Raw genomic sequence first — 26,097 nt, forward strand, 5'->3', positions numbered from 1 at the left:
ACTCACCGGATGAGCATCAACCTCAAGACCCTGATCGGCAAACTGGACGATACCTGCCGCCATGCCGCGGAACGCGCCGCCAACCTGTGCATGGCGCGCGGGCATTACGAGGTGGATCTGGAGCATCTGTTCCTGGCGCTGCTGGAACAGCCGACCAGTGACTTTGCCGTTATCGCCCGCCACAGCGGCGTGAGCCTGGAACAATTGGAGCGCGACCTTACCACCGAGATTTCGCGTTTCCGTGATGGCAATACGCGCACCCCGGTGTTTTCCTCGCGCCTGCCGACGCTGTTCGAGCATGCCTGGCTGATTGCATCGCTGGACTCACACACCACCCGCATTCGCAGCGGGCACTTGTTGCTGGCCCTGCTCACCCAGGCCGAGCTGGCGCAGCTGGCGCAGCGTGCCTCGGCGCAGTTCGCACGGTTCAAACTGGACGAGATCAAGCACGATTTCGTCAAACTCACCCGGGGTTCGAGCGAAGCCGGCGAAAGCGTGGGTTTTGCCGATGCGCAGGCCGGCGAGGGCGATGAAGGCGATGTCGCGGCACCTGCGCCGAACGCGTTGGGCAAGACGCCTGCGCTGGATCAGTTCACCACCAACCTTACCCAGCGCGCGCGCGACGGCAAACTCGATCCGGTAGTCGGGCGCGACACCGAGATCCGCCAAGCCATCGACATCCTGATGCGTCGCCGCCAGAACAACCCGATCCTCACCGGCGAAGCCGGCGTGGGCAAGACCGCCGTGGTCGAAGGCCTGGCCCTGAAGATCGCCGACGGCGACGTGCCGCCGCCGCTGGAAGGCGTCGAGCTGCACACGCTCGATATGGGCCTGCTGCAGGCCGGTGCCAGCGTGAAAGGCGAGTTCGAAAACCGCCTGAAGAACGTCATCGACGAGGTGAAGAAAAGCCCGAAGCCGATCATCCTGTTCATCGACGAGGCGCACACCATGATCGGTGCCGGCGGCTCGGCCGGCCAGAACGACGCGGCAAATCTGCTCAAGCCTGCGCTGGCGCGTGGCGAGCTGCGTACCATTGCCGCCACCACCTGGGGCGAATACAAGAAGTACTTCGAGAAAGACGCCGCGTTGGCCCGCCGTTTCCAGGTCATCAAGGTCGAAGAGCCCAGCGAGGAACTGGCCGCCGCGATGTTGCGCGGCATGGTGCCGCTGATGGAAAAGCACTTCAACGTGCGCATTCTCGACGAAGCCGTCACCGAAGCCTGCCGCCTGTCGCACCGCTATATCGCCGGCCGCCAATTGCCGGACAAGGGCGTCAGTGTGCTCGACACCGCCTGTGCCCGCGTGGCGCTGGGGCAGACCGCCACGCCCGCCGCGATCGACGACGCACGCAAGCAGCTTGCCCGGCTGGCCGCCGAAGTCAGTGCGCTGGAGCGCGAAGAGGCCGCCGGCAGCACGCATGACAAGCGCCTTGCTGCGCTGCGAGCGCAGCAAGCGGAGGTGCAAGCGAAGCTGACATCCGACGAGCAGCGTTGGGAAGCCGAGCGTGCCGTGGTCGAGCAGATCAAGGCGTTGCGCAACGAGCTGGAAGCCGGTGCCGCCGCCATGCCGGAAGCGACTGTCGATGCGCAAACCATCGAAGCGGGCCAACCTGTTGCCTCCAAAAAGAAGAAAGCCGCGAGCAAGTCCGTCGATGTGCACCCGGGCAAGGCCAGGCTGCAAAAACTCTACGACGAGCTGGCAGCACTGCAAGGCGAAGCTCCGCTGATTTCAATCCAGGTCGACGGCATCGTCATCGCCGAAATCGTCGCCGCGTGGACCGGCATTCCGCTGGGCAAGATGGTGAAGGACGAAATCCGCACCGTGCGCCAGTTGAAGCCCGCATTGCAGGCGCGCGTGATCGGCCAGGACCACGCACTCGAAGCCATCGCCCAGCGCGTGCGCACCGCGCGTGCCAACCTGGAAGACCCGAACAAGCCCAAGGGCGTGTTCCTGTTCGTCGGCCCTTCCGGCGTGGGCAAGACCGAGACTGCCTTGGCGCTGGCCGACATTCTCTACGGCGGCGAGCGCAAACTGATCACCATCAACATGAGCGAGTACCAGGAGGCCCACACGGTGTCCGGGCTGAAGGGCTCGCCGCCCGGTTATGTCGGCTACGGCGAAGGTGGCGTGCTTACCGAAGCGGTGCGCCGCAGCCCGTATTCGGTGGTGCTGCTGGACGAAATCGAGAAGGCCCACCCGGACGTGCTGGAGATGTTCTTCCAAGTGTTCGAGAAGGGCGTGATGGATGACGCGGAAGGCCGCGAGATCGACTTCCGCAACACGTTGATCATCCTCACCAGCAACGTCGGTTCGCGCGAGATCATGCAGGCCTGTCTCAACAAGCCGGCCGAGGAACTCCCTGATGCCGACGCGCTGGCCGAGCTGCTGCGCCCGGTTTTGTACAAGGCGTTCAAGCCGGCCTTCCTCGGTCGCATGAAGGTGATTCCGTATTACCCCATCAGCGACGACGTGCTGAGCCAGATTATCCATCTGAAGCTGGATCGCATTGGCAAGCGCGTGGCCGCCAACCACCAGGCCGAATTCAGCTGGGACGACGCGCTGGTGGATGCCGTGCTGGCGCGGTGCACCGAAGTGGATTCGGGCGCGCGCAACGTCGACCACATCTTGAACGGCAGCCTGTTGCCCGAGGTGGCCGACAGCGTGCTGGCGCGCATGGCCGAAGGCGGCGCGATCGCGAAGATCAAGGTTGGCGCAGACAAGCACGGCGCCTTCAAGTATTCGCTGAAGTAAGACCCCGACTGAAGTCACCCACGATTCCGGACATTCGAGCAGGACGCAACGACATGGCAGCGACGGACATTCTGCAACTTCTCTGGGGCTCGGTACGGCAGACCAATCGCCTGCTACGCCTGCATACGCCGCTGGGCGGCGACGTGCTGGTGGCCGAGCGGCTGGACGGCTGGGAGGCGGTGGACCAGGGCGGCTTCCGCTTCGAGCTGAGCGCACTGTCGCCCAACGCCATGCTGCCGCTGGATGCGCTGCTCGGCGCGCCGGTGCTGGTGGAACTGCTCACCGCCGACTCGCGCACCGACCTGCGCCCGTTTCATGGCCACGTCACCGCGTTCGAGCGGGTGGGCAGCAATGGCGGCATGGCGCGCTACACCTTGGTGATCGAACCGTGGCTGTCGCTGCTCCATCTTCGTCAGGACAGCTATGCCTTCCACGATGCCAGCGTCATCGAGATCGTCGAGCAGGTGTTTGGCCATTACACCCAGGGCGTGGTGACGCCGGCCTGGCGCTGGGAACTGGCCGATCGCTCGGTCTACCTCAAGCGCAGCCTGACCACCCAATACCAGGAATCCGACGTCGCCTTCGTCCAGCGCCTGCTGGCCGAAGAAGGCCTGTTCTACTGGTTCGAGCATGTCGGCGATGCCGCCTCGCCCAGCCTGGGTACGCACACACTGGTGCTGGCCGACAGCAACACCGCGTTCCAGCCCGGCCGTGCCCCCAGCGTGCGTTACCACCGCAGCAACGCCACCGAAAAAGACGACACCATCCAGCATTGGGCGCCGGCCCGGCGCTGGCAAACCGGTCAACTGGCCCGCGCCAGTTGGGATTACCGCACGCTGTCCACCCGCCCCGCGCAGGCGCAAGTCGATGGCCCAGCTGTTGACGCGACCGACGACGACACCGCCGGCCCCTACGCGTGGCCCAACCTCGCGACAGGGCAACGTCGTGCGCAGCAACAACTGGACGCCCGCCACGTCTGCTCCAGCCTGATCGACGGCAGCGGCAGCGTGCGCCGTCTCGCACCCGGGCAAAGCTTCCAGCTCGTCGATCATCCCACCCAAACCGCCGACGCGCTGGCCTGCCTGCGCGTGGAACACCACGCCCGCAACAACCTCGATGCGGATGTGCAGGGCGCCATCGAAAAAGCGCTCGGCAACGCGATGCAAACCCTCTCTCCTGCAGGGAGAGGGCAGGGTGAGGGACGAGTGCTCGCGACAGCCTCCCAAACGAGCCGCGATAACGAAGCCAAAAACGGCGACGTCGCCAACGACCACACCCCGCTCTACCAGAACACCTTCATCGCCCTGCCCATCGCGCGCACCTACCGCCCGCACACGCCCGCTGGCCATGGCCTGCGCCGCCATCCCGTCGCCAGCGTCAGCGGTGCGCAAAGTGCCGTCGTCGTGGGCAATGGCAACCTCATCTACACCGACCGCGACCATCGCGTCATCGTGCAACAACACTGGCAGCGTGGCGGCAACGCCGCCAACCGGCTCGATCATCCACGTGAGGCCAACGCACCGGCCGATCCCAGCGCCGGCACCTGGGCGCGCGTCAGTACGCCGCTGGCCGGTGCCAACTGGGGCAGCGCCACGTTGCCGCGCGTCGGTCAGGAAGTGTGGCTGGATTACCTGGAAGGCGACATCGACCGTCCCATCGTCATGGCCAGCCTGTACAACGGCCAAGGCAATGCCGATGCCCCATTCAATCAGCAATCCGGCGGCCCCAGTGGCGCCACCGGCAATGCCGCCGCATGGTTCACCGGCAACGAGCACGCCGGCGTGCTCTCAGGCTTCAAGAGCCAGGACCTGGCCCAGAGCGCCAGCGGCAGTGGCGGCTACCGCCAACTGCGCTTCGACGACACGCCCAATCAGGGCCACGCCCAGCTCGCCACCACTGATTACGAAAGCGCGCTGACACTCGGCCACTTCAAACAGCTGGACGATAACCAGCGCGCGGCCGATCTCGGCTACGGCGCGGCCCTGTCCACGCTGGCGCAAGGCGCTGTGCGCGGCGGCACCGGCCTGTTGCTCAGCAGCGCGCCCGGCAGTAGCCAAATGGATGCCAGCGCGGCCATCGGCGTGCTCGATCAAAACACCCGGCTCGCGCAAAGCCTCACCGACGTCGCGCAAAAGCAGCAAGCCGGACTGCCCGGTGAACCGGCACCGGACAAGCTCAATGCCGTCGCCGCACAAACCCAAACCAGCCAGCACCTGGCCGGAACACGCGAAGGCGCAAGCGCCGGTGCCGGCATCGGCGGTGGCGAAGGCAGCGTCATCGCCTGGAGCAAGCCGCATCTGGTCTCCCACGGACAGGACGGATTGGTCACCGTCACGCCAAAGCATCACATGTGGATCAGCGGCACCGACACCTTGCTCAGCGCCGGTCAGGATCTCAACCTCGTCGCGCAAGGCCAATGGAGCGCAGTCGCCGCCCAAGGCATCGCCCTGTACGCCCAAGGCAGCGATGCCGGCAGCCGGCCCGTCAAGCCAACCGGCATCAAACTGCACGCCGCCAGCGGACAAGTCAGCGTGCAAGCGCAGCAGGACCAAGCCGACTTCGCCGCACAAAAGGCCATCACCATCTCCAGCAGCACCGGCAGCATCAACGCCAGCGCCAAGCAACACCTCCTGCTCACCGCCGCCGGCGCCTATCTCAAGATTCAGGGCGGCGATATCGAAATCGGTGCGCCGGGCAAGGCGGAGTTCAAGGGGGCGCAGCGGGAAATCGCCGGGCCGCAGTCTGCGAATACGTCGCAAGTAGCCCTGGCCAGGGCCAAGGTCAAGCTGTGCGAATTCAAGACGCAGCGCGCGGACGGCAATGGTGCGGCGATTGCATGAGGCGCGGCCAGTGAGCGTATTCGATCATCGACTGATCCAGTCCCACGATTACGCGATCATCAATCCACTGCAGGTGGACATCGGCGTGTGGGGTGGCTTCCATGCCAAGGCTGCGGTTCCGTGGGTGTTCAGGGGTCAGCCGGAGTTGTTTCCGCGATTGATCGACTTGAATATCTTGTCGTTCGAGCGGCGTGTCGCCTTGGTCGATCTGGCCGAAGACTGGTCGCAAGGCCACGACCACCCCATGTTCTCGGCGCTATTGAAATCCGACGAGCCCCGCGATCAGGTCGTGCAGCATCTTGCACGTACCATGCATGTGCGACGGAGCGGCAAGGACAGGGTGTTTCGCTTCCACGACCCACGCGTTTTTCGACATCTGTTCTGGCTGTTCGATCCGTCGCAGATGAACGCCCTGCTTGGCCCGGTGGACACGTGGACTTGGCACACGGCAGCCGACGACTGGCAGAGTTGTGCAAGGCAAGGGAGTGCGGCATCCATGTTGCACATCCGTGCGGATCAGTGGCCGACCCTGTTGCGGATGGAAGACATCAACGTGGTGCTGACAGCCCTGGCCGACGCAATGCCTTCGCTCGCGTCGGAAGAAAAGCTGGTACGCCATATCGACGATCTGCTGGTGGAGTCTTCGCACACTTGGGGCATGACCGCGCCGGACGACCGCCAGTTGTTCGCTTTCCAGGCCATTCGCTTTCACCCGCGCATCCATGCGCACCCGGTGTTGAAGACCAGGCTTGCCCAAGTTCGAGACGGCAAGCAAAGTTATGTCGGCGCGTGCGCCGACCTAGATGACGCGGCCATGTTGCAACTGGCTGAAACCGCGACAAACTACAAGGACGACCCATGAGCACGACCTGTCCGTTTTGCCAGAAAAAGAGCGATCCCTGCCCGTTCTGCGAGCGCCCGGGGCTGCCTATCCTGCCTTTGCGCTATGCCATCGTGCGAGCCGATCGTGGTAGCGCACCGGCGTTGTCGGCTCCCTTCGGGGTAGGAGCAAGCAGTATTTCCCTTCCTGCCAAGGTCGCGCATTACACGACGCGTCTCCTGCGCCCGGGTTACCTGTATGCCTACGACGAGAATCGTCGCAAATGGTATGCATACGTGGTAACCGAAGAATCCTACCTTTACGATTTCGTGCCGGGAAAAACCCCGCCGGATGTCGCCAAGCTCAGGTTCCAGTGCCATCGCCAGGGTGATGCGCTGCTCGCACGCTGCATCAAGATCGAGGATGCCGACAAGGCTGGCGTCGTGTGGGTGGGCTTTTCGGATACGCCATGGACGCCTGCCGTACTCAAGAAGCACGATGGCGACGATGGACGCAGCTACCGCGCGGCGCATATGCGCAAGATCGATGTCGCGGCGTGGCTTGAGGGCGGCAGGCAAACGCATGCCGTGCCGATGGGCGAGTTGACGAGCCGTGTCGCCGAATTCGCGGCGGCTGCCAGAGAGCAGCCCAGGTCCACGACATTATTTGGCGTGATCGGCAAGATGTACGACACGACGGCACGATACACGCGAGCGCTACTTGAAATCCCTGCCTTCGACTTCTCGCCGCACAAGTTCGTTGATGCCAGTGCGCAGGCGGCAGAATTTCTGGCGGAGGCGAATGCGGCCTGCACCATTCACAAGCCGGCATTGCTGGCTCTGGACGATGCCACGGGCATCACCATGGAGTTGAACCAACTGGCCCAGCATCGCGCCGTGGAGTGGACGGAAGAGCCCGAGCGCAAATGGAAGTTCCAGACCGCTACGACCATCGAGTCGATCAAGGCTGCCGTTGGCAACGGCGCTGTCAAGCAGGAAAGCGCCGACCGCAAGCATCACGCGGAGGCCGAGCATTCCGTGTTGAGCCTGATGATGCCGACCATTACACGTCAGATCACGCGACCGGGCTGGCAAGACCGCGTCGGCGTCATCAGTCCGGCGGAACAGTTGGAGATCAACAAGCACGCTTGGGAAAAGTACCAGACGTGCTATGACGATCCAGGACGGAAGAATTACATCCAAGCATACAAGAGCGAATTGAAGGCCTTCGACGAAGCGACGATCCAGCCCTTGGATGCCGTCTATGTGAAATGGCTGGAGTCGACGTCGTTCAAGCGCGCGTTCACCCACAATTTCGACCCCGCGAACATCGACAGCGGCTTGAACTTCCTGTTGACGATGTATGCCTGCATCTATGGCGCTGCTGGGCGCAATGCGACGATGGCGTATTTCACGAAGGCGCTGGAGTCCGATCCTACCCACGCCGATCACGTTGTCGTGCGTGCGCTGGTGTTCGGTCAGGACACGTTGGCGGAAAAGTGGGTGCAGTCCGCCGCCAAACAGGCCGAAGGCGACATGCCTTGGCTGGACATCGGCTCCAAGGTCTATGACGCCCTCAAGGACACCTTCGTCAAGGGCTCGGCAGGCAAGCTGGAGGGGGCCGCGTCGAACTTGTCGAAGTATCTCTACCAGCTCGGCGGACCAATCATCAGCCGGCTGGGTGACCTGGTGGATGGCGGTCTGGTATGGGCTGCGGCCAAGTTGCCGGAAAAACGCATGCTGGGGTTGATGCAGGCGGTACTTACGGTTCAGCACCCGGGTATGGTGGTCGGTGGGGTCCAGTTCGAGGGGGCGCGTACGCAAGCGGCACACGCGCTGGCGACGGCCCTGGCGGAAATGTCGGGTGGCCGGGCAGGCCTGCTGCAGTCGGGCGCGCGTCGTGTGGTCGATGAGGCAGACCACGATCTGGTCAGTGGCCGCGCTCTGCTAGTCATGCAAGAGAATGACCTGGATGCCCTCAAGAAACTCAGTGGAAGCATGGGCGCAAGCAAGCGTGCCGGCATCGTGGCTGCGGCGGTCAGCGTGGAAAACTTCGAGCTTGAATATGCGAGCTGCGTGCGCCGTGTGGGCAATGCCGAGGTCAAGGGCGGCGTCATAGGTGCCTTGTTCGCGGCTTTGGGCGCACGCACGGCGTTCAAGGACTTGGCCAAGGCGGAAGCCACGGGCACGGACGTGAGGGCCAAGCTCTGGAACGTCCGAGGCGGCATGAGCTCGCTGGCCGGCGGTATGGCGGACGTGGGTGGATCGATAAGCAAGAGCTTTGCATGGGGTGCGGCCAAGCCGCCGTTGCTGGGCCAGATCGAGGCAATGGGCACCTGGACGAAGGCGTTGACTGGGGTGGCGAAGTTGCTTGGGGCGGCAGGTGGAGTTATTGCGGGCGTGTTGGAATTCATGGATGGCATCGAGGAGACAAAAACCAATCTTGGCCTTGGCGTCACGATGATCATTCTTGGCGCCTTGGAGGTGGTAGCCGCAATTCTTATGCTTGTTCTTGATGCGACGGGCGTTGGCCTGATCCTTGGATTGATTATTGCTGCTGCGATTTGGCTTGTATCCTTGTTCAAATCGGACGATCTGCAAAAATGGCTGGATAAGTGCAAGTTCGGCCATCACCCGGACTTCCCGAATTTTGCAGCACAAAACAAGGCCCTTGAGGCCTTGGCGCAGGGGTGACTCCATGTATAGCGGGTGGATCTACAAGTTCAAAGTCAATCGGCCGATTACGGAAGACGAGCAGCGGGAAGCCTTGCGGCACGAACGACAAAATAATGTGGAGGCTTCCGATCGAGGTTCGCTGACGAAGTTTAATTCCACCTATGTAGAATTTATAGACCGCTGTTTCTCCTTACGCGGCTCAATGGGAATGCTTATTGTATTAGCCGGCTTTTGCTTTCTATTCGGTGCCTCAATATTCTTGTTTGTTAACGCTTTTACCGACTTCGCGCAAGGTCATCCGCTTCTTATAATTTCGACTGCGTTTTTTGTTTTTTTGTTATCGTTGATTCCGGTTTTTCTCGCCCTCCGCAAAGAATTCTTCACCTACACTCATTACCCCATCCGCTACAACCGCAAGACGCGCAAGGTCTACGTGTTCCGTCACAACGGTCCGGGCGGGGTGCTGGAGGTGCCATGGGAAGAGGGGTATTTCCATCGCGGCCATGGCATGAGCGACAAGTCCCTGCTCGACGTGCGCTGCCATGTGATGGACGGCGATACCGTCAAGGACACCTTCGCCACCGGCCATTCGTATGGGATCGAAGCGCCGGTCAACGAGCTCTGGGAATTCATCCGCCGCTACATGGACGAAGGCCCCAAGGGCGTCAAGCCGCCGTTCGTCTCGATGACGGCCTCGCCCACCTGGCACAACTGCTGGCGGATGAGCTTCATCCGCATCGGCGCAGCCTCCACCGTGGCGCAACTCATCCTGCTGCCGATCGAAGGCCCGCTGGTGGTGCTGCGCTGGCTGGTGTTCAAGACCTGCAAGCAGCCCGTCTGGCCGCTGGAAGTCGAGGCCGAATGCCGGATTGCCGAGAACGACCCCTATCACCTCCCCGAGCCGGTCTACATCGGCGAAGGCTACGAGATCAACAAACAGGCACTGGACGCGCAGGTGCGCAAAGGCCAGCGCGAACGACACATGAAATAGGTCGTGTCGTGGACACATGCCTGGTAGGAACTCAGGAGCGAAATGGCCTATCGGCTGATAGTCTGAACATAAAAAGTGGACGGCAACAGTTCAGCGAAGGGGCAGTGATTTCACGCCCCGCCTCCGACACCAGCTTTCTTGGTAGTCCCCAGCAAACCGTAAACCAAGCGCCGACAGTCGGTTGGCACCTGGCGAGGACTGAGTGAGACGGGGCGCATGGATGTGGCCTGTGAGCTTCAGTTCTTGTCGATCCTGAAATCAATACGACGATTACGAGCACGCCCCGCGTCGGTGCTGTTGTCGGCGATGGGGTTGTCGGGGCCTTGGCCGCTTACCGAGAGGTTGGCGGCGGGGATGCCCTTGGCTACCAGATAGGCCTTTACCGCACTGGCGCGGGCCAGGCTCAGTTCGATGTTGGACTGGCGGTTGCCGGTGTTGTCGGTGTTGCCGACGATGGCGATGAACGGGTCGTCGAGTTTGCGAATGGCGGCGGCCATCTGGTCGAGCACGGTGCGGCCGGCGGGGGTGAGGATGGAGCTGCCGCTCTGGAACTGCACGGTGCGGTTGGCCAGGGTGTCGTCCAGAACTTTCTGCTTGGACTGGCCGATGTGCAGGTTCTGCTTGATGCCGTAGTGCGAGTCGAACGCGCCGGACAGGCTGCTGAGCACCTGCTGGCGCACGGCCTCGTTGGGCACTTCGCCGCTGATGTCGATGGTGTTGCCCTGTACCTGCACCTTGCCCTGGGACACCTGCTTGAGGTTAGGGCCGATCATGGCGGTGACGTAACGGCTCCAGTTGGCTGGCGTGACGACGCCGCCGACTTCGACGTGATCAACCACGTGGTCGGCGCCATAGAGTTTGCGCAGGTGGTCGAGCACGGCGGCCTTGGTGGTCTCGTTGGGCACGGTGCCGCTGACGGTCACCATGCCATCTTGCGCCGGTGCCGGCACGGTCTGCGCCAGGGCGCCGGCGGCGCACAGCAGCAGCGTGCTGGCGGCGAGTATTCGCAGGGTCATGCTCATGCTCCCAGAAAGGTTTCGCGGAAGGTGTTTCGCGCGGTGCGCAGCGAGAGGTCGTCCTGGCTGGCGTAGGCGGACAGTTTCTTCAGCGCGGGGTCGTCGTGGGCGTGATCCTCGACCCAGTCGGGGTCGTACAGCGGGATGAAGTCCTGCTCGGCCACGCTTGGGTCGAACATGGCTTGCAAGCTGCGTCCCTGCACGCCGCTGAAGCTGACGGCGAGCGAGGGTTGCGGCCCGTGCCGCAGCAGCACCAGCAGCTCGAAATCGGCGCGGCTGAGGAAGCCGGAGATCAGGTCGAGCCACAGGGTGGACACCAGGTTGCGGTACAGCGGATCGCGCGGCAGCGGCAACAGCAGGCCCTTGCCGATGCGTGCGGCGCCGCTGCTCATCACCGGCTGCAACAGGATGCCCAGCGCCAGCAGGATGCGCCGCAGCGAGACCGGGTGGTCGTGCACCGCCAGCAAGCCTTGCAGGCTTTCCAGCGTCTGCATTTCCAGGAAATCCTGGAATGCGGGGTTGAGTGCTTCGTACAGCACGTTGACGTTGGCGCGGTTGTCCACCAGCTCGGTCAGCGGCACCGCCGGATCGGGTGCGTCGCGCGCCACCCGTGTTTCGCGTTCCAGCCGCGACCACACCCGCGAGAACGCCAGCGGGCTGCGCGAAAGGAAGGCCAGCGGTTGCGGCACGTCCATCGACACCGCGGTCATGAACGGGAAGCGTCGCCCGGAGGCATCGGTGCTGGGCAATAGGTGGCCGGCAATGGTGCCGCGACTGCGCGAACCGAGGATCGCGAAGTTGAGCGGGTGGCCCATGTCGTAGAGCTGCTTCCAGGCGACATCCTGCGACAACTGTTCCAGCCCCTGGCCGGCCCAGCGATCGAGCATGGCGATCAGCTGGTGGTTGTTGCCTTGGGCCTTGAGGAAATCGCCACGGCTGGGCAGCTTGCCGAAGTAGCTGATGTTGAGTGCCAGTTCGCCGTTCATGGTGCTCCCTCCGTGGCGGGTTGTGCGTTTGCGTCGGCGCGTCCGCTGCCGGCCACCGTGGCCGGCAGGACGGTGCCCTGCAGGCCCTGCTTCTGCGTGCCGTCGCCGTTGGTCTGTGCGCCGCTGACCAGTTGCAGGTGCGCGGTGACGGAGATCGGGCCCTTGCTCCAGGTGAGCGTGTAGATGCCGGTGGCCTTGTCCAGGGTGCCCTTCGCGGCGAGGAACAGCTTCTTCAGCGCGTCGTTGCCGCTGATGTTCTCGATCATCACGGTGCGGCCGTCGTAGGTCACCGCGCTGATCTGCGCCATCGGGTTGGCCTGGTTGCCATCCCACACGAACGGCTTCCAGTCCGGCGGGGTGTTGCGGTAGCGCAGGCTCTGGCCGTTGATGTTGATGGTGTACTCGCTGATGCCGCCGCTGCCGGGTTCCGGCTGGATCTTGAAGATGGTTTGCGTGCCGCTGCCGGTGGTCTGGCCCAGCGGCGCCACCCACTGCGCGAAGCCGGCCATCAGCTTCGGCGACAGGGTGATGCCCATGTCGGCCCACTGCTTGGCGGTGAGCGTGTCGCCACGGCGATCGACCAACGGTCCCAGCGTGTCGCTGGCGAACTTGGCGATGCCGCCGGAGGGGCCGAAGATCTGCGAGATCTCACTGTCGGCGGCCTGCACCTGGCCGTTGCTGTCGAACGGATACTTCTGCGCGAGATTCTTCTCGAACGGGGTGTAGACCTGCGCGGTCCAGATCTTGTTGATCTCGGTTTCGGTGGGCTGCACCAGCGCGTTGAAGGTTTGCATCAACGGACGCAGCAATAGCGGACGCAGCGTGTTGCGCTGGCGATCGTCGAGGCCGTCGAGCATTTGTTCGTCGACCAATTGCAGGCCGCTGGAAAGCTCCGAACCGCTGCCGTCGAGCGTTTTCTGCATCAGCTGGCGAGCGCCGGGGCCCGGGTCGCCCTGGTTCTTGATCGCGTTGAGCCGGGTGCGCAGCTTGGCCAGCATGTCCAGGTAATTGTTCAGCAGCGGCGGGTTGTTGTTGCGCGCCACCATCAACTGCGCCACGCCAGCGAACGCACTGCCCACCGGCCCGGTGCGCAACTTGCCGCCACCCGGTCCCTTGACGTTGTCCAAGTTGAGATTCACGCCGCGCGGCTGGCGGCGCAGGATCACCCGCTTGAACCAGCCGACGAAGCCGCCCTGGGCCGATTTCAGGCCCTGGTCGACCAGCGACGGGTTGTCCCAGGAGGTTTCCTGGTAAACGGTCTCGACCAGCTTGCGCATCGGCGAGTTCTGCGGATCGCCCAGCGTGTTCATGTCGTTCACCGCATCGGCAAAGCTGCCGAACGATGCCACCGACACGCCCTGCAGGAATTTCTGCCACTCGTGCACGTAGTCCTTGTCGTAGAGCGACTCCAGTTGCTTCTGGATCTGCTCGGGGCTGCCGGACAAGGTGAGGTCAGTCTGCTGGGTGGTCTGCAGCACCCAGTCGGTGGCGTTCAGTTCGTTGTTGGCGGCATCGCGGATGGCGCCCTTTACGTAGCCCTCCCACGCCTCGCGCGAGAACGTGCCGGGAATGGCGTAGCTGCCCACCAGGATCTTGTCGTTCTGGTCGCCGAGGATCGAGGCCACGCTGATCGACGGATAACGCGTGGCGGCGCGTGCCTTGATCTCGGCATACACGCGATTGATCGCCGGCATGCCGCGCATCACGTGGCGCAGCGATTGCCGGGTGTCGTCTACCAGCGCGACCTTGTTGTCGATGGTGGGCCAGCCCGGCTTGGCGTACTGGGCCACGTAGAAGCTCATCAGGTGGTCGGCGCTGCTGATCAGTTCGTCGCGGGTCATCATGCCGCGGTTGGCATCCAGCCATTCACGCCAGAAGCGGGTGAGCTGGTCGGACAGGTGCACCGGCTCGACCCGGCTGGGATCGCCCAGCATCAGGTAGGCCTTCAACGCGTTGTAGGCATCCTGCGTGTTGGTGGGCGAGGGTGCCTGGTAGGTGCCCGGGGCGGCCATCGGTTGCGATGGCGTGGCGCCGGCCGCACCGGGCTTGGTCTGCACCAGCTGGTCGCGATCGGCCACCACCTTGCCCAGGTAGGCTTCGAGGTTCTGCGTCACCGGCGTCAGCATCAACTGCTGCATGCCGTGGAAGTACTCGGTGCGCAGCTTGTTTTCGATGGTGTCGCCCTGGTACAGGCCCAGGCCCAGCATCAGCGGATGGTCGTGGCGGTAATCCTGCAGCTGCTGCAGGCGATCCTGCAGGATCTGCAGTGCCTGCAGGCGCGATTGCAGGTCGATGCGGCCCTTCTGCAGCGCTTCCACCTTGTTCAGGTCGGCCTGCACGTTGACCACCAACTGGCGGTTGTTGGTGTACGACCAGGCCCAGCCGGCCAGGGCCAGGCCCAGCGCCAGCGCCGAGCCCAGCAGCACCGCGTAGCGCGTGCGCGTGCGATTGCGGCTGGAGTACTGCCGCACCAGTTGCTTGTCGGCGAAGATCACCTTGCGGAACAGGTCGAGCAGGAAATAACCCTTCGCCGACGCGCGGCCTTCGACGGGTGCAGCCTCGGCGTGGGCCAGGCCGTAGCGCTGCGCGATGCGGTCGGAGGCGTGGTGTACCGAGGCTGATTCCTGCAGCGCGCTGGTGAAGTAGAAGCCGCGGAACACCGGGCGGAACTGGAATGGGTTGTCTTCGAACAGCGTGGTGATGAAGGTGCGCAGCGTGGCCTTGATGCCAGTGAATTCCAGCGGCAGCGTGAGCAGACCCGGCGCCAGTTCATTGCCGCGATTCAGCGACATCTGCGACAGGCTCATCTCCTTCAGGCCTTCGGACAGTTCGTCGAAGTAGCGGTCGAATTGGTCCACCGCATCGGCGCTGCCCTCGGGCTGGAATGGCAGCGTGGTGCCCCACACGCGCTCGCGTTCGCCGTCGTCCAGGGTGTGGAAGAAGTCGTTGAAGCCGGCGATCAGGTCGGCCTTGGTGAACACCACGTAGACCGGTGCGATCACCTCCAGCCATTCGGTCAATTCCTGCACGCGCTGGCGCAGGTTCTTGGCCAGGTTGATGGCGAACTCGGGACGGTTGCCGGTGAGCTCGGCGATGCTGGCGGCGATGATGATGCCGTTGATCGGCGCGCGCGGACGGTTCTTGCGCAGCAGTTCGAGGAAGCTCAGCCATTCGCTGCGGTTTTCGTCGTGCACCGAATAGCGGCCGGCGGTGTCGAGCAGGATGCCTTCGGTGGTGAAGTACCAGTCGCAATTGCGCGTGCCACCGATGCCTTGCACGATGCTGCCGTGGTTGTCGGCAAACGGGAAGCGCAGGCCGGAATTGACGATGGCGGTGCTTTTGCCGGCGGCCGGGTTGCCGATAATCATGTACCACGGCAATTCGTACAGCGCTTCGGTGCCCTTGGTCTGGCCCAGGCGCGAGGTCTTGATCGCCTTCACCGCCTCGCGCAGGCGCTCGCGCAGTGCGTCCACATCGGCGTTGCGGTTGTTGCCGCCGGCACTGTTGCCGGAAGCGGACGGTTTCAGCAGTGCTTCGCCCAGTTGTTCGGACGAACGGCGTGCGCGCATGCGCCGCAGGATCCACAGCACGACCAGCACGATCAGCAGCGCGATCAGCGCGATGCCGACCCAGAACGCAATCATCTTCAGCGTGTTGCGTCCAAGCAGGAACACGCCGGCCACGATCACGATGCCGATCACGGCCAGCGTGCGCGAGTCGGTGAGCAGGTAACGAAGACGGTTCATCGGAAGCGGATTCCTGTCATGCCAATGTGGGAGTGGTGCTGGTGGAGGTCGCCGGGGCGGGCGGGGTCACCACGGCCACGGCGCGCAGGCTGGCGTCGTGGTGGGAAAGGATCAGGCCGGGTTGCTGCGTATCGACAGCCAGTTGCGCGGCTACGGCAACGGTCGCCAGTGCCAGCGCTGCGCCGCATTCGCCGTTCGCGATGCCAAGCGGCAGCAGGGTTTCGATCGGGTCGCGTTCGGGCAGCGCCTGCTCGACCAGATGCATCGCCTCGGCCGAGCGACTGGCGCGCATGTCGGTGTCACTGACCAGATGTGCCGGTGCGTCGGCTTCCAGCTTCGTGCGTTCCAGCGCCTGGCCGACGAGTTCGTTGAAGGTGTCGGCCTGCAGCCGGCCAGGTTTGTCCACCGGCTGCGCGCGTTGCGCGGCCAGCAAGCGGTGCAGACGGGCCAGTTCGGCTTCACCGGCCGGATGTTTGGCGGCCAGCAGCAACGCGCAGGCACCTTCGCCGGGCACCTGGCCTTCCGGCCGGCTGGCGCCGTGCAGGCGATGCGCGGCGTCCCATTCGGCGATGCTGGCTTCATCGATATGCGAATCGCTGGCCAGCAACAGGTGAGGCAAGCGTGGTGCGTCGCCGTGGAAGGCGCGGTTGAGATCGTCCAGCCGTTTCAGCGCGGCGGCGCCGCTACCGATGCCGCTGACGGTGACTTGCAACGACGGCGCGCTCCAGCCCTGGGCCGCGAGTTGGGCCGTCAGCCACGCCTGCGCGGCGTCGCGATCCGCGTCGCTCCAGTGCGCGGGCAGCAACCATTCGAGCTGCAGCAGCGGGCGGGGTTTGGCGCGCCCAGGCGGCATGTCGGCGGATGGATCGGCAGCGCGCAGGGCGTCGAAGTGTTCGTCCAGCACGCGCGTTGCCAGCGTCTGCGCCAGCACCAGCGCGCGCTTGCGCGATTCGCTCCAGCCTTGCGCGGCGTCGGGGAGGCTGTCGTCGATCGCTGCCGTATCCACGTCATCCACCCCCACGGCGAAGACCGGCAAGCCCTGGCCGTCACGCAGCGTGGGGTGCAATTCGGCGCGTTGGCTGGCGCGCGCCGCATCGATCAGGGCCGCCGGTGTGTCGCCACCGGCGAACAGTACGTTGGCGGCGAAAATCGGCAATTGCCATGCCAGCGAAGGATCTTCCGGCGTGACAGGTTCGGCGGCGTCCGCGTCGGCAACATCGGCTTGTGCAGCTTTCTGTCGACGCTTCTTCGTCGCGTCGATCACCTTGCGCAGCAACACGAAGCCAAGCAACAGGCCCAGCGGCAGCGCCACCAGGTAAAGCGCCACGTCGGTGCCGTTGGGCACGCGGTTGGCCATGCGCCAGCGCACGATCATCGTGCACCAGATCACGCCGAAGACCAGCACGACAAAGGCAAGCGGGCGGAGCAGGGAGCGTCGTTCCATCGGCGTTTCAGTCATTGCCAATAACTCGGCTTGCGCTTGAGGCGCAGGGTTTGTCCGTTGCCATCGAAGTGGCCTTCCAGAATGCCGTCCACGATGTGGCCGTGAAACGCGCCGCGCGGATCGGCTGCAACGGGCAACGTGAAGGAGATGGCGTTGCCGTGGAGATCGGCGGGGACTGTCATCGGCACGCCGGGCTCTCCTTCGCCATGTTGGAACACGACGTAATAGCCGTGGCTGGTGAACAGGATGAATGCCTCGTCACCGATGACGTCGCCGTCATGCATGGCCATGTCGGAATAAATCCCGGTGATCCTCGTGCCATGAGGTTGCGCGTGCGCGCGAGTCGCACAAAGATTAAGGGCCATGATAACGATGGCGACGGCCGGCAAGAAACGCACGCGGATCATGGTTCAATGTGCGGGTCGTATTCGGAAAGTGCATCCTGAACCGTTTTACTGTCTTTGTATTTGGCTTTTAAGGATGCAAGTTTCGCATCAGTGCCAATGCAATATTGATTGATGGCCTTGTTGACCTGCTCCATCCGGGTTTTATCAGATGGGTCGGGGATCTCGCCTCGGAAGTGGTCACAGAGGTCGCGCTTGTTGATGTACTTCACGACGTCTGATGGGAGCGTCGCGCTTGTCTGATTTAGTTGTTTTGGGGGAGTTTGTGCACAGGATGCCTGCGGCGCTGCTATAGCGCAGAACATTGCGATGCAGAGATTGAACCGTAACTTGGACATGATTCAGTGACCGTCACTCGACCAGTGGGGAATATCGGTTTCGCCACCCACAAATTTGTGTACGCCATAGCTCAGGCCCACAGTTGCAAGGTCCGAATTCATTCCATCGCGTGGCTGAGAATCGATTGCGACTGTTTTGCCATTGGCATCGACGATTTTTAGCGTGCCTGACCAACTGATATTCATATCTATGGCTTTGCCATCGATATGACGTGAATGGAGCGCCGGCGCTACACGAAGTCGCTGCAAACCGTAGCCATTAACCATTTGCTGCGCGGCTGCACGAGCAGCGGCCAAGTCGGATCGGCCAGCGGTGTCACGATGAGCCCAGTCAATGTCTACGGGGCCATTCGGAACGGATTCGGGAGATGTCCCATGCACGATTTTCCATGACCAGTGCATGAGATAAGCGCGCTTGGGTGGTCGCCGGGTTGCATTGATGTGAACGGAAGCACCTGCTGCACGCAATGCGTGGGTAAACCGCTCGACATCATCCTTGAAGGGTTGCACCAAATCGGAGGCCGAAGTGCTCGTCGGATAGCGACTGACCCATTGAGGTCCACTTGGTTCGCCGTAATGTTGTTGGGGGGGCGCTTGGTCAGATTGGCTATTGCTCGTCTGCTGCGTTGCCTCGTTCGCCGATGCGACGCTTGCGGAGTCACTCTCCCTCCCCGCCTGCTTGTCGCCACCGCCACCGCCACCGCCACCGCCACCGCCACCGCCACCGCCACCGCCTGCCCCTGTCGTGGTCACGCTTTGCCCGGCGATCAGCGTGGCGCCGCAGGCGGTCTTGTCGCCGTGGCGGGCGACGGGCTGGCCCATCACGATCATGCTGTTGTCGCCGGTGGCGATGGTGGTGCTGCCGCACTTGGGGCAGGTCACCTTGTCGTTGACGCGGGCGACTTGTTTGCCATGGGTGGTGGCGGTGCTGGCTCCACCGACGACGGTGCCGCCGTGGCTGGTCTTGTCGCCGATGACAATGAAGGGTTTGCTCATGTCCAGGTTTCCTTACCGATAATGCGTGGGCCGGTTTCCTTCAGTGCCGGTGCGGCCCCATGCCGGGTTTGTGCAATTCCACGTGGCCAAGATCCATCATCTTCCAGCTGCCACCCCACACCAGACCGGCAGCCTCGGCTACCTGGCCATACAGCTGGTAGCCACGCATGGCCCAGGGATCCTTTTCCGAGATCACCAGTTTGCCGTCGCGATAGAACGCGCAGTCGGCGGCCAGACCGTACTGATGATAACTCTGCCAGGCCCCGGCATTGGTCACGCTGCCGCCCTTGGCCGCAAGCATGGCCTGCCGTTGGGGACTGCGATAACCCTCGATCAGGGCCATGTCGTAACCGTAGCGTTCTTTCATGATCTTGAAAACCACGAGCAGGCGCTGTCGAAAATCATCGTTTAGCTTAGCCCAGTTGCGGCTGGCCAAACCGAGATCGGGTCGAACCATTTCGACTTCGCGAGTGACGAAAACGGCGGGCGGCAGCGCCGGTGGCGGCACCAGTTGTTCGCCCTTGAGCAGGCTGGCGACGAGTGCCGTGGTGCCCTGGTCGGCCGATGGCGTGGTGTCGTAGCCATCCAGCATCACATGGCGGCGCAAGCCCAGGATGAGCATGGGCGGCAGCAGCAGGATCAATGCCAGTGCCAGCAGCAGCACCCAGTGACGGCCCAGCCGCTGGCCCATGTTCGTGGCGTTGTCGCGTGCATGGAGCGAGGTGTTGCGCAGTGTTTCGCCGGAACGATGAAGTGTCCGTTTTGTGCGCTCCGTCACATGTTTGCCGCGCGCGGTGAAGCGTCGCCACAACGCGATGCGGATTTCCGGGAAGCAGACCAGCCACAGCAGCAGCAAGGTCAGGGCGAGCAGCCCGATCAGCCAGCCAAACAACGGGTCCATGAAGCGGTGAAATCCTTGTCGTGAAGGGTCGAATCAAGCGTGGATCGATGCCGCGATTGGGCCGCATTGCGGCCTGGGTCTTGGATCGCGCCGCCGCTAGCTAGTATGGTTCGCCCTGTTTTATCCGTGGCCAAAGCTTAAAGGGAGTTGCGCTTGGATCCGAAGGAATCACGATCGAGAAGCCCCAGTCTGCTCGATGCCGACGCGCACGAAGCGCCATCGGCTGCGCCACAGGGGCGCATTCTATCCGGCTTGCAGAGTGATGCGCCGCCGCCCTCCGTCACGAATCGGCCACGTCGCTGGCTGTGGCCATCGGTATGGCTGCTGCTTGGATGCGCCGCGGTGCTGCTGCTGGTGCTGGGCGGTGCATTCGACGGCACGGGCTCGACGCCGGCCACGCGCGTGGCGGCGCATGACACTGCCGAATCGGCGGGATCGCACGTGCCTGCGTCGATCGCGTCCGGCGACGTTTCACCGGAGTCGGCAACCCCCGCGTCGACCGGTCAGGATGGCGATGCCGGGGCGGAGGCGGCGCCCCATGCGGCAGTCATTCTTCCCGAGACATCCGACTCGGCCGAAGTTGCGACGGCCGCGCCTGCGCCGGCTGCAAGTGCGAGTGCCAGCAAGGATGCGGTGGCGTTGAGCGAGATCTTCACGCCGGCCTCCGAGCGCAAGCATGCCGCAGCACCGCGTCGGGTCGTGCGACGTGCGAGCACGAGCGGGGATTCCGACGTGGCCCTGCTCACGGCGCTCATCCAGCACGTGGAAGTGGGCAGCCCTGCATCGCGCAAGACGCTGGAACGCATCCGCCACGTGCAGAAACCGGCGGATAGCCTGGATGGTATCGAGGCGCGCATGCAGGCCTGTCCCGCGGCGAACACCGAAGCCGGCTTGCGTTGTCGCCAGAAGCTGTGTGCCGGTCATAGCGGGCAGACCGCGGCCTGCCCGGCCTCGACTTCGGACGGCGCCTGAGGTTTTTCAGCGGCGCAGTTTCAGTGCCCGGGCACGACTTGCATCGAAAGTCGGCGGCTGATGTTCGGGCAAGGTGCCAAACGGGTGACGCGGATTCCTTGCGGCGCCGGCGCGCCAGCCGTTGGCGTCCGGCTCGCGCAGTGGCAGCGGTCAGCCGTTGCCGTTCGGTTCGTCGATGCCCACGTCGAGCAATTCTTCGAGTTGGCCCAGCGCCGGGTTGTCTTTCAGCACCGTCTTCAGCCACACGTGCAGCGGCATGTTGCCCCAGCGTGCCGCCTTGTCGGCGAGATAGGCGACCGGGCTGTGCGGTTCGGTGCGGCGGAAGAAGTCGGCCACGCGGCGCAGTTGCAGCAGGGCCTCCTTGCGCGTGGTGATTTCGCCGTTGCCGCGAGCTGGTGCGGCGGGTGCCGCGTCGCCGGGTTCGTCGCCGGGCAGTGGCGGCGGGGCGCCGGCTTCGTCCAGCACCACGCCGGCGGTGGCAGCCATGCGCAATGCAATGGCGCCCACGTCGTCCACGGCGTCGCGGGTGGCGCTGAAGCTGGGGCCATGCTGGCCGAGGCGTGCATCCACCACGGCTTCCAGCGCGCGCAGCGCTTCCCGTGCCTGCGGTACTTCGTCGGCCAGGCGCTGGTAGAACTCGAACGGGGTGGCGGCGCGTGCGGCGTCGATGCGTGCGGTGTCGGGGTAGGCGTCGGGGTTTGATTCATCGCCCTGGTGGCCGCGCGCGGCCATCTCCACGGCAGTGGCATCGTAACGGCCCTGCGGCGCCTGGGTAAGCGGGATGGCGCGAATCCACGAGATCGATTGCGTCAACAGCCAGCTCAGGTTGCCGATGCGCAGCTCCTGGTCGTCTTCATCGGCCTCCGGATGAATGCTGTCCCAGTAGCGTTCGCACAAGCCGGCCACCAGCAGGTAACCGCTGGCCAGGCCGGCGAAACCCTGCGTGCGCGTCCATGCTTCGGCCATCCAGACGGCCAGGCGAAGATCCTTGCTGCGCGTGCTGAGCAGTTGCCCGCATTGGCGCGAGACGGCGAACCAGTCGGCGGTCTTCAGGTCGGTGACCCATTCGCCCTGGTCGAGCGTGGCGTCATCGCTGCGGCGCGATTCCTGGATGGCGTCGAACTCGGATGAGAACGAGAGATCCTCGCCACAAGGCGCAGAATCGGAAACCGGTTCGAGCAAAGCGTCGATGTCGATCATGGGCAGCATCCCTGGCTGGGCATCAAAGAATGTCGGCAAGCAGCGCGGTGTGCCGGCTTGCAGCGAAGGACGACGATGGTAAGCCATCCGAACGAGCGGTGGCACCCGGAAGCTTGTCGGATTTCCCGTGCAGAAGAATGTGCGGGCGTGGACAGACTCACGCGGCGTATCGCGATATTCTCCGCGCGCAGTGCCTACTGGACGACCGTTTCGTCGTCGCATGGATTGGTTCGACCAAGGAGAAGGAACGTGGACACATCCCGGATGTTTGCCTCAGCCACCGCCGCACTGGCTGCATTCACCGACGCCACGCGCCTGTATGCCCTGGAAGGGGATGGCCCGTTCACGCACATGCAGGTGGAACGCTGGTCCGGCACGGAGGCGCTGTCGTCCTGCTACGCGTGGACGGTCGACGCGCTGTCCACCGATGCCGATCTTTCGCTGGACGCCATGCTTGGCCAGCGTTGTGCCCTGCGCACCACGCAAGCCGACGGCACGCGCACGCGGCGCTCCGGCCTGGTGCGTGAAGCGCAGTTGCTGGGTGCCGACGGCGGCCTGGCGCGTTATCGACTGGTACTGGTGCCGTGGTTGTGGCTGTTGTCGCAAGGGCGGCACAGCCGCGTGTTCCAGGATAAAAGCGTGCTGGACATCGCCGAAGCGGTATTCGCCGACTACGCGCCGCATGCTGCGTGGAGCATCAGTCCCGACGCCCGCGCGCTGGTCGGCCAGGTGCGTCCGCGCAGCTACGCCGTGCAGTACCGCGAAACCGACCTGGCCTTCATCGAGCGCCTGTTCGCCGAGGAGGGCCTGGGCTTCAGCTTCAGCGAGGACGAGGACGCTGGCGCGGGTCACACATTGCATATCTTCGGCGACGCCAGCCAGCTTCCCGAGGATGTCAGCTCGGCTGCCAATCCACTCGGCGGGCTGCGTTTTCACCGCGCTGCCGCCGTGGAAGCCAGCGACACCATCCAGGCTATCGGCCCGACCCGCGCGCTGGCACCGGATGCCGTGACCCTGCTCAGCTACGACTACAAGGCCCTGGCCGGCAGTGCTGCCAGCGTCGCTGTCGATGGAGCCCAGGGCCAGCGCGAAGCCTATGACCCGGTCGGCATGTACGCTTTCGCCGACAGTCGCGAAGCACAGCACTACGCCCAGCTGGCCGCCCAGGCGCACGAAGCGCAGCAGCAACGCTGGGAAGGACGAGGCAGCGTGCGCAGCGCGCGCGCTGGCACCCGCTTCCGCTTGGCACAAGCGCCATGGGAAGCCGTGGGCGCCCCCATGCCTGATGGCTTCGTCTGGACCACGTTGCACCACGCCGGCATCAACAACCTCCCCGAGGCCGTGCAACACGCCGCGCAGGAGCAGTTGGGCGATGGCGACGACTACGCCGACATCCATCACGCCGTCGCGCCCGCCCTGTGGCAACAGGCCGACGCCGTGGGTTACGCCCAGCACTTCGAGGCCGTGGCCCGCGCGCTGCCGTGGCGTCCCGCGCTGGAAGACGACCACGGCTTGCGTCTGAATCCGCGTCCCACCGTGCCGGGCGTGCAAACCGCGATCGTGGTGGGCCCCGAAGGCGAAACCAGTCCCGGTGCCAGCGGCCCGCTGCACACCGATGGCCTGGGCCGCCTGAAAGTGAAATTCCACTGGATGGAACAGGGCGCCAGCTGCTGGCTGCGCAGCGTGCAGCGCTATGCCGGCAACGGTCACGGTGCGCAGTTCCTGCCGCGCATCGGCCAGGAAGTGCTGGTGAATTTCATGGGCGGCGACATTGACCGGCCGATCATCGTCGGCGCCGTCTATAACGGCCAGGGCGACGCGGGTATCGCCGCCAGCCCGGGTGCGGCACAAGTCGCGCCGGACGGGGCCGCCTACACCCAGGCCACCGACTTCAGTCCCAGCGCCCAGGCCAACCTCGCCGGCGGCAACAGTCCCGCGTGGCATGGCCAGAGTGCCGACGAAGCCGGCCATGCCAACGCCGCCGCACTGTCCGGAATCAAGACCCAGGGCTTCGATGGCAGCGGCCACAACCAACTGGTGTTCGACGACAGCGATGGCCAGGGCCGCGCGCAAATGGCCAGCACGCAAGCGGCGACCCAGCTCAACCTCGGCCACCTGATCCATCAGGCCGACAACTATCGCGGCAGCTTCCGCGGTACCGGCATGGAACTGCGCAGCGACGGCTACGGCGCCGTGCGCGGCACGAAAGGCGTGTTGCTCTCCACCTACAGCCTCAGTCAGGCCGAGCCTGCAGCCGATGCCACTGCCGTCGGCGCGTTGCTCAGCCAGCACGCGCAACTGGCCGAAGCGATGAGCCAGGCCGCGACCACGCACCAAACTGTGCCGCTGGCCGGGCATGAAGGCGTCGCGCAGGCAAACGCCTCCCAGCTCAACGCCAAGGCGGCGCCGCTGAAAGCGCTACGTCAGAGTGCGGTCGACACCGTCAGCAGCGACAACTTCGACGCCGCCGCGCCGAGCAAAGCCGAACAGGCCGTGCCGCACAGTGCCGACGCCCTCACCACCATCGCCGGTCGCGGTGGCATCGGGGCCATCGCCGGCCAATCGCTGCACGTCGCCGCCGGCGAAACGTTCAACCTCGGCAGCGGCCAACACACCAACATGGCCGTGGGTAACCAACTGCGCCTACACGCCAGCCAAGCCATTGGCCTGCTCGCCGGCGCGCACAAGGCCAACGGCGTGGGCCTCAACCTGATCGCCGGCAAGGGCGCCCTCAACGTGCAAGCCCAGCACGACACCCTGGCGCTGCGCAGCAAAGGCGACCTGAAACTGGTCAGCGCCAACGCCGCCGTGGAAATGGCCGCCAAGCAAAAGATCCACCTCGCCACCAGCCAAGGCGCCTTCCTCACCATCGAAGGCGGCAACCTCACCTTCGGCTGCCCCGGCAAGCTGATGGTGCAGGCGGGGAATCACAAGCTGGTGGGTGCGGCGCAGCTCAGTCCAAAATTGCCAATCTTTCCGGATAACGTTTGCATCGAATGCTTGATGAAGCGTGCTGCGCAACGTAGCGGTTTCATCAACAAGGGAGCGTAAGTCAATGCCCGTGCAGGAAGCTGCCATTACATGGCCTTCATGGCTGTGCGATCGTGACACCGCGGCTTTGCACGCTTACGCGGTGGTTGATCCGGCACAGGACAAGCGTCTGCCCGCGGTGCTGCACGCGCCGCGCAACGCCTGTCTGCTTGGCGATGACGCATCAATCCGGGAGGCTTCCCCACATCTGGTCGAGCTGCCCGACGATATTGATAGTCGGGCATGGAGCTGGCTCGCGCGCAACGGCTCTCAGCAGCCATGTGCCGTTCTGGTAACGAGCGAACTGGGTTTCGATGAGCTGTTCACGCACCTCCTGAAATTTCTGGACGTACAAGTCAATCAAAGCACCACCATGCTGCTGGCTTGGTGGGATCCAGCTGTGCTCGCCAGCCTGCTGGGCCAGCCCGACGATGACACTTTGTACGTCAAGGGGCCGATTTTCACCGCTGAGCAGAAGGCCGCATTCGCAATGTCGTTATGCGATGTCGGTTATTGGGATCGGGCTGGTACGTTGCATCGGATGAATGCGCAGCAACTGGTCGCGACGGTGCCTGCAACGTCGGGCATAGACGGCGGGTCTGTGCTGCCACTCACATTTGATGTCGGCCAGGTGCGCAAACTCGTTCGTGCAACCACGCCCGATCAGGTGTTGTACGAACTTCGGCTCAACCGCCCTGGTGTATTGTCTGATCGTAGCGATTTGGAGAACTACGGCTTGGCTTGCCGTCTAGTGGATGCTGCAGAGCGCTACGCCATCCGTGGAATGCGGGATCTTGTCAACTTTGTGGGTGCCGGCATGATCCTTGGTGAGCGTTTCGACATATGCCCGGCAATGGCCAGCGAGCTGGAAGGCGTACGCACTGGAACGAAGACATTCACGGAGATGCTTTCGAGTTTGTCGCCGGAGGTTCTGGAACAGGCAAGACAGAGTTCGATGGAGTGTGCCGAAAGGTGATCACGCGGTTC

17 protein-coding genes are annotated in these 26,097 nt (G+C 64.0%); 8 read left to right on the top strand and 9 right to left on the bottom strand.

Going from position 1 to position 26,097, the window contains the following annotated elements:
* Positions 1-9 precede the first annotated feature (9 nt).
* The 5 genes from tssH (at position 10) to AB7849_RS10585 (ending at position 10,077) form a co-directional block, all read left to right on the top strand.
* The gene (tssH, locus tag AB7849_RS10565) at positions 10-2,751 is read left to right on the top strand and encodes a type VI secretion system ATPase TssH (RefSeq protein WP_008210604.1); all 2,742 of its coding nucleotides are present in this window, start codon (positions 10-12) and stop codon (positions 2,749-2,751) included.
* A gap of 53 nt (positions 2,752-2,804) precedes the next feature.
* The gene (locus AB7849_RS10570; protein WP_008210605.1) at positions 2,805-5,591 is read left to right on the top strand and encodes a type VI secretion system Vgr family protein; all 2,787 of its coding nucleotides are present in this window, start codon (positions 2,805-2,807) and stop codon (positions 5,589-5,591) included.
* Between the two features lie 73 nt (positions 5,592-5,664).
* Entirely contained in the window at positions 5,665-6,453 is a 789-nt protein-coding gene (locus AB7849_RS10575; protein WP_157618060.1) for a DUF4123 domain-containing protein, read from the top strand.
* Complete coding sequence (locus tag AB7849_RS10580) at positions 6,450-9,104, top strand: T6SS effector BTH_I2691 family protein (RefSeq protein WP_008210607.1); 2,655 nt, start codon at positions 6,450-6,452, stop codon at positions 9,102-9,104. The genes AB7849_RS10575 and AB7849_RS10580 overlap by 4 nt, the downstream gene beginning before the upstream one ends.
* Before the next feature lie 4 nt (positions 9,105-9,108).
* Positions 9,109-10,077, top strand: a complete 969-nt coding sequence (locus AB7849_RS10585; protein WP_157618061.1) for a DUF6708 domain-containing protein — start codon at positions 9,109-9,111, stop codon at positions 10,075-10,077.
* Between the two features lie 236 nt (positions 10,078-10,313).
* Here the strand turns inward: AB7849_RS10585 and AB7849_RS10590 are convergent, their stop codons facing one another.
* The 8 genes from AB7849_RS10590 to AB7849_RS10625 form a co-directional block, all read right to left on the bottom strand.
* Positions 10,314-11,093: an OmpA family protein gene (locus tag AB7849_RS10590; protein ID WP_008210609.1), complete on the bottom strand. Its 780-nt coding sequence runs from the start codon at positions 11,091-11,093 to the stop codon at positions 10,314-10,316.
* Between the two features lie 2 nt (positions 11,094-11,095).
* Positions 11,096-12,079 (bottom strand): type VI secretion system-associated protein TagF, encoded by a 984-nt coding sequence (gene tagF, locus AB7849_RS10595; RefSeq protein WP_008210610.1) that lies wholly within the window; start codon positions 12,077-12,079, stop codon positions 11,096-11,098.
* A complete protein-coding gene (tssM, locus tag AB7849_RS10600; RefSeq protein WP_369501053.1) occupies positions 12,076-15,825 on the bottom strand; it encodes a type VI secretion system membrane subunit TssM in 3,750 nt (1,249 codons plus the stop codon). Before tssM ends, tagF begins: the two co-directional genes overlap by 4 nt.
* A gap of 16 nt (positions 15,826-15,841) precedes the next feature.
* Positions 15,842-17,269, bottom strand: coding sequence for a hypothetical protein (locus AB7849_RS10605; RefSeq protein ID WP_157618063.1), 1,428 nt, complete (start codon positions 17,267-17,269; stop codon positions 15,842-15,844).
* Between the two features lie 11 nt (positions 17,270-17,280).
* Positions 17,281-17,676, bottom strand: coding sequence for a hypothetical protein (locus tag AB7849_RS10610; RefSeq protein ID WP_037099463.1), 396 nt, complete (start codon positions 17,674-17,676; stop codon positions 17,281-17,283).
* Positions 17,673-17,885, bottom strand: coding sequence for a hypothetical protein (locus AB7849_RS10615; protein WP_139201787.1), 213 nt, complete (start codon positions 17,883-17,885; stop codon positions 17,673-17,675). The genes AB7849_RS10610 and AB7849_RS10615 overlap by 4 nt, the downstream gene beginning before the upstream one ends.
* Positions 17,886-18,014: 129 nt before the next feature.
* Complete coding sequence (locus AB7849_RS10620; RefSeq protein WP_369501054.1) at positions 18,015-19,007, bottom strand: PAAR domain-containing protein; 993 nt, start codon at positions 19,005-19,007, stop codon at positions 18,015-18,017.
* A 40-nt stretch (positions 19,008-19,047) separates the two neighbouring features.
* Complete coding sequence (locus tag AB7849_RS10625; protein ID WP_008217008.1) at positions 19,048-19,908, bottom strand: M15 family metallopeptidase; 861 nt, start codon at positions 19,906-19,908, stop codon at positions 19,048-19,050.
* A gap of 153 nt (positions 19,909-20,061) precedes the next feature.
* Between AB7849_RS10625 and AB7849_RS10630 the strand changes: the two genes are divergently transcribed.
* A complete protein-coding gene (locus tag AB7849_RS10630; protein WP_157618231.1) occupies positions 20,062-20,880 on the top strand; it encodes a hypothetical protein in 819 nt (272 codons plus the stop codon).
* 150 nt (positions 20,881-21,030) lie between these two features.
* Here AB7849_RS10630 and tssA read toward each other — a convergent pair whose 3' ends face one another.
* Complete coding sequence (tssA, locus tag AB7849_RS10635; protein WP_008217004.1) at positions 21,031-22,080, bottom strand: type VI secretion system protein TssA; 1,050 nt, start codon at positions 22,078-22,080, stop codon at positions 21,031-21,033.
* A gap of 249 nt (positions 22,081-22,329) precedes the next feature.
* Here tssA and AB7849_RS10640 point away from each other — a divergent pair, with 249 nt between their 5' ends.
* Together AB7849_RS10640 and AB7849_RS10645 are read left to right on the top strand one after the other, a co-directional pair.
* Positions 22,330-25,131 carry a type VI secretion system Vgr family protein gene (locus AB7849_RS10640; protein ID WP_369501055.1) on the top strand — a complete coding sequence of 934 codons (2,802 nt, stop codon included), beginning with the start codon at positions 22,330-22,332 and terminating at the stop codon, positions 25,129-25,131.
* 4 nt (positions 25,132-25,135) lie between these two features.
* Complete coding sequence (locus tag AB7849_RS10645) at positions 25,136-26,086, top strand: DUF4123 domain-containing protein (protein WP_008216997.1); 951 nt, start codon at positions 25,136-25,138, stop codon at positions 26,084-26,086.
* Positions 26,087-26,097: the final 11 nt, after the last annotated feature.

It is taken from the genome of Rhodanobacter sp. FW021-MT20, from assembly GCF_041107475.1.
Taxonomy (GTDB): Bacteria; Pseudomonadota; Gammaproteobacteria; order Xanthomonadales; family Rhodanobacteraceae; genus Rhodanobacter_A; species Rhodanobacter_A glycinis.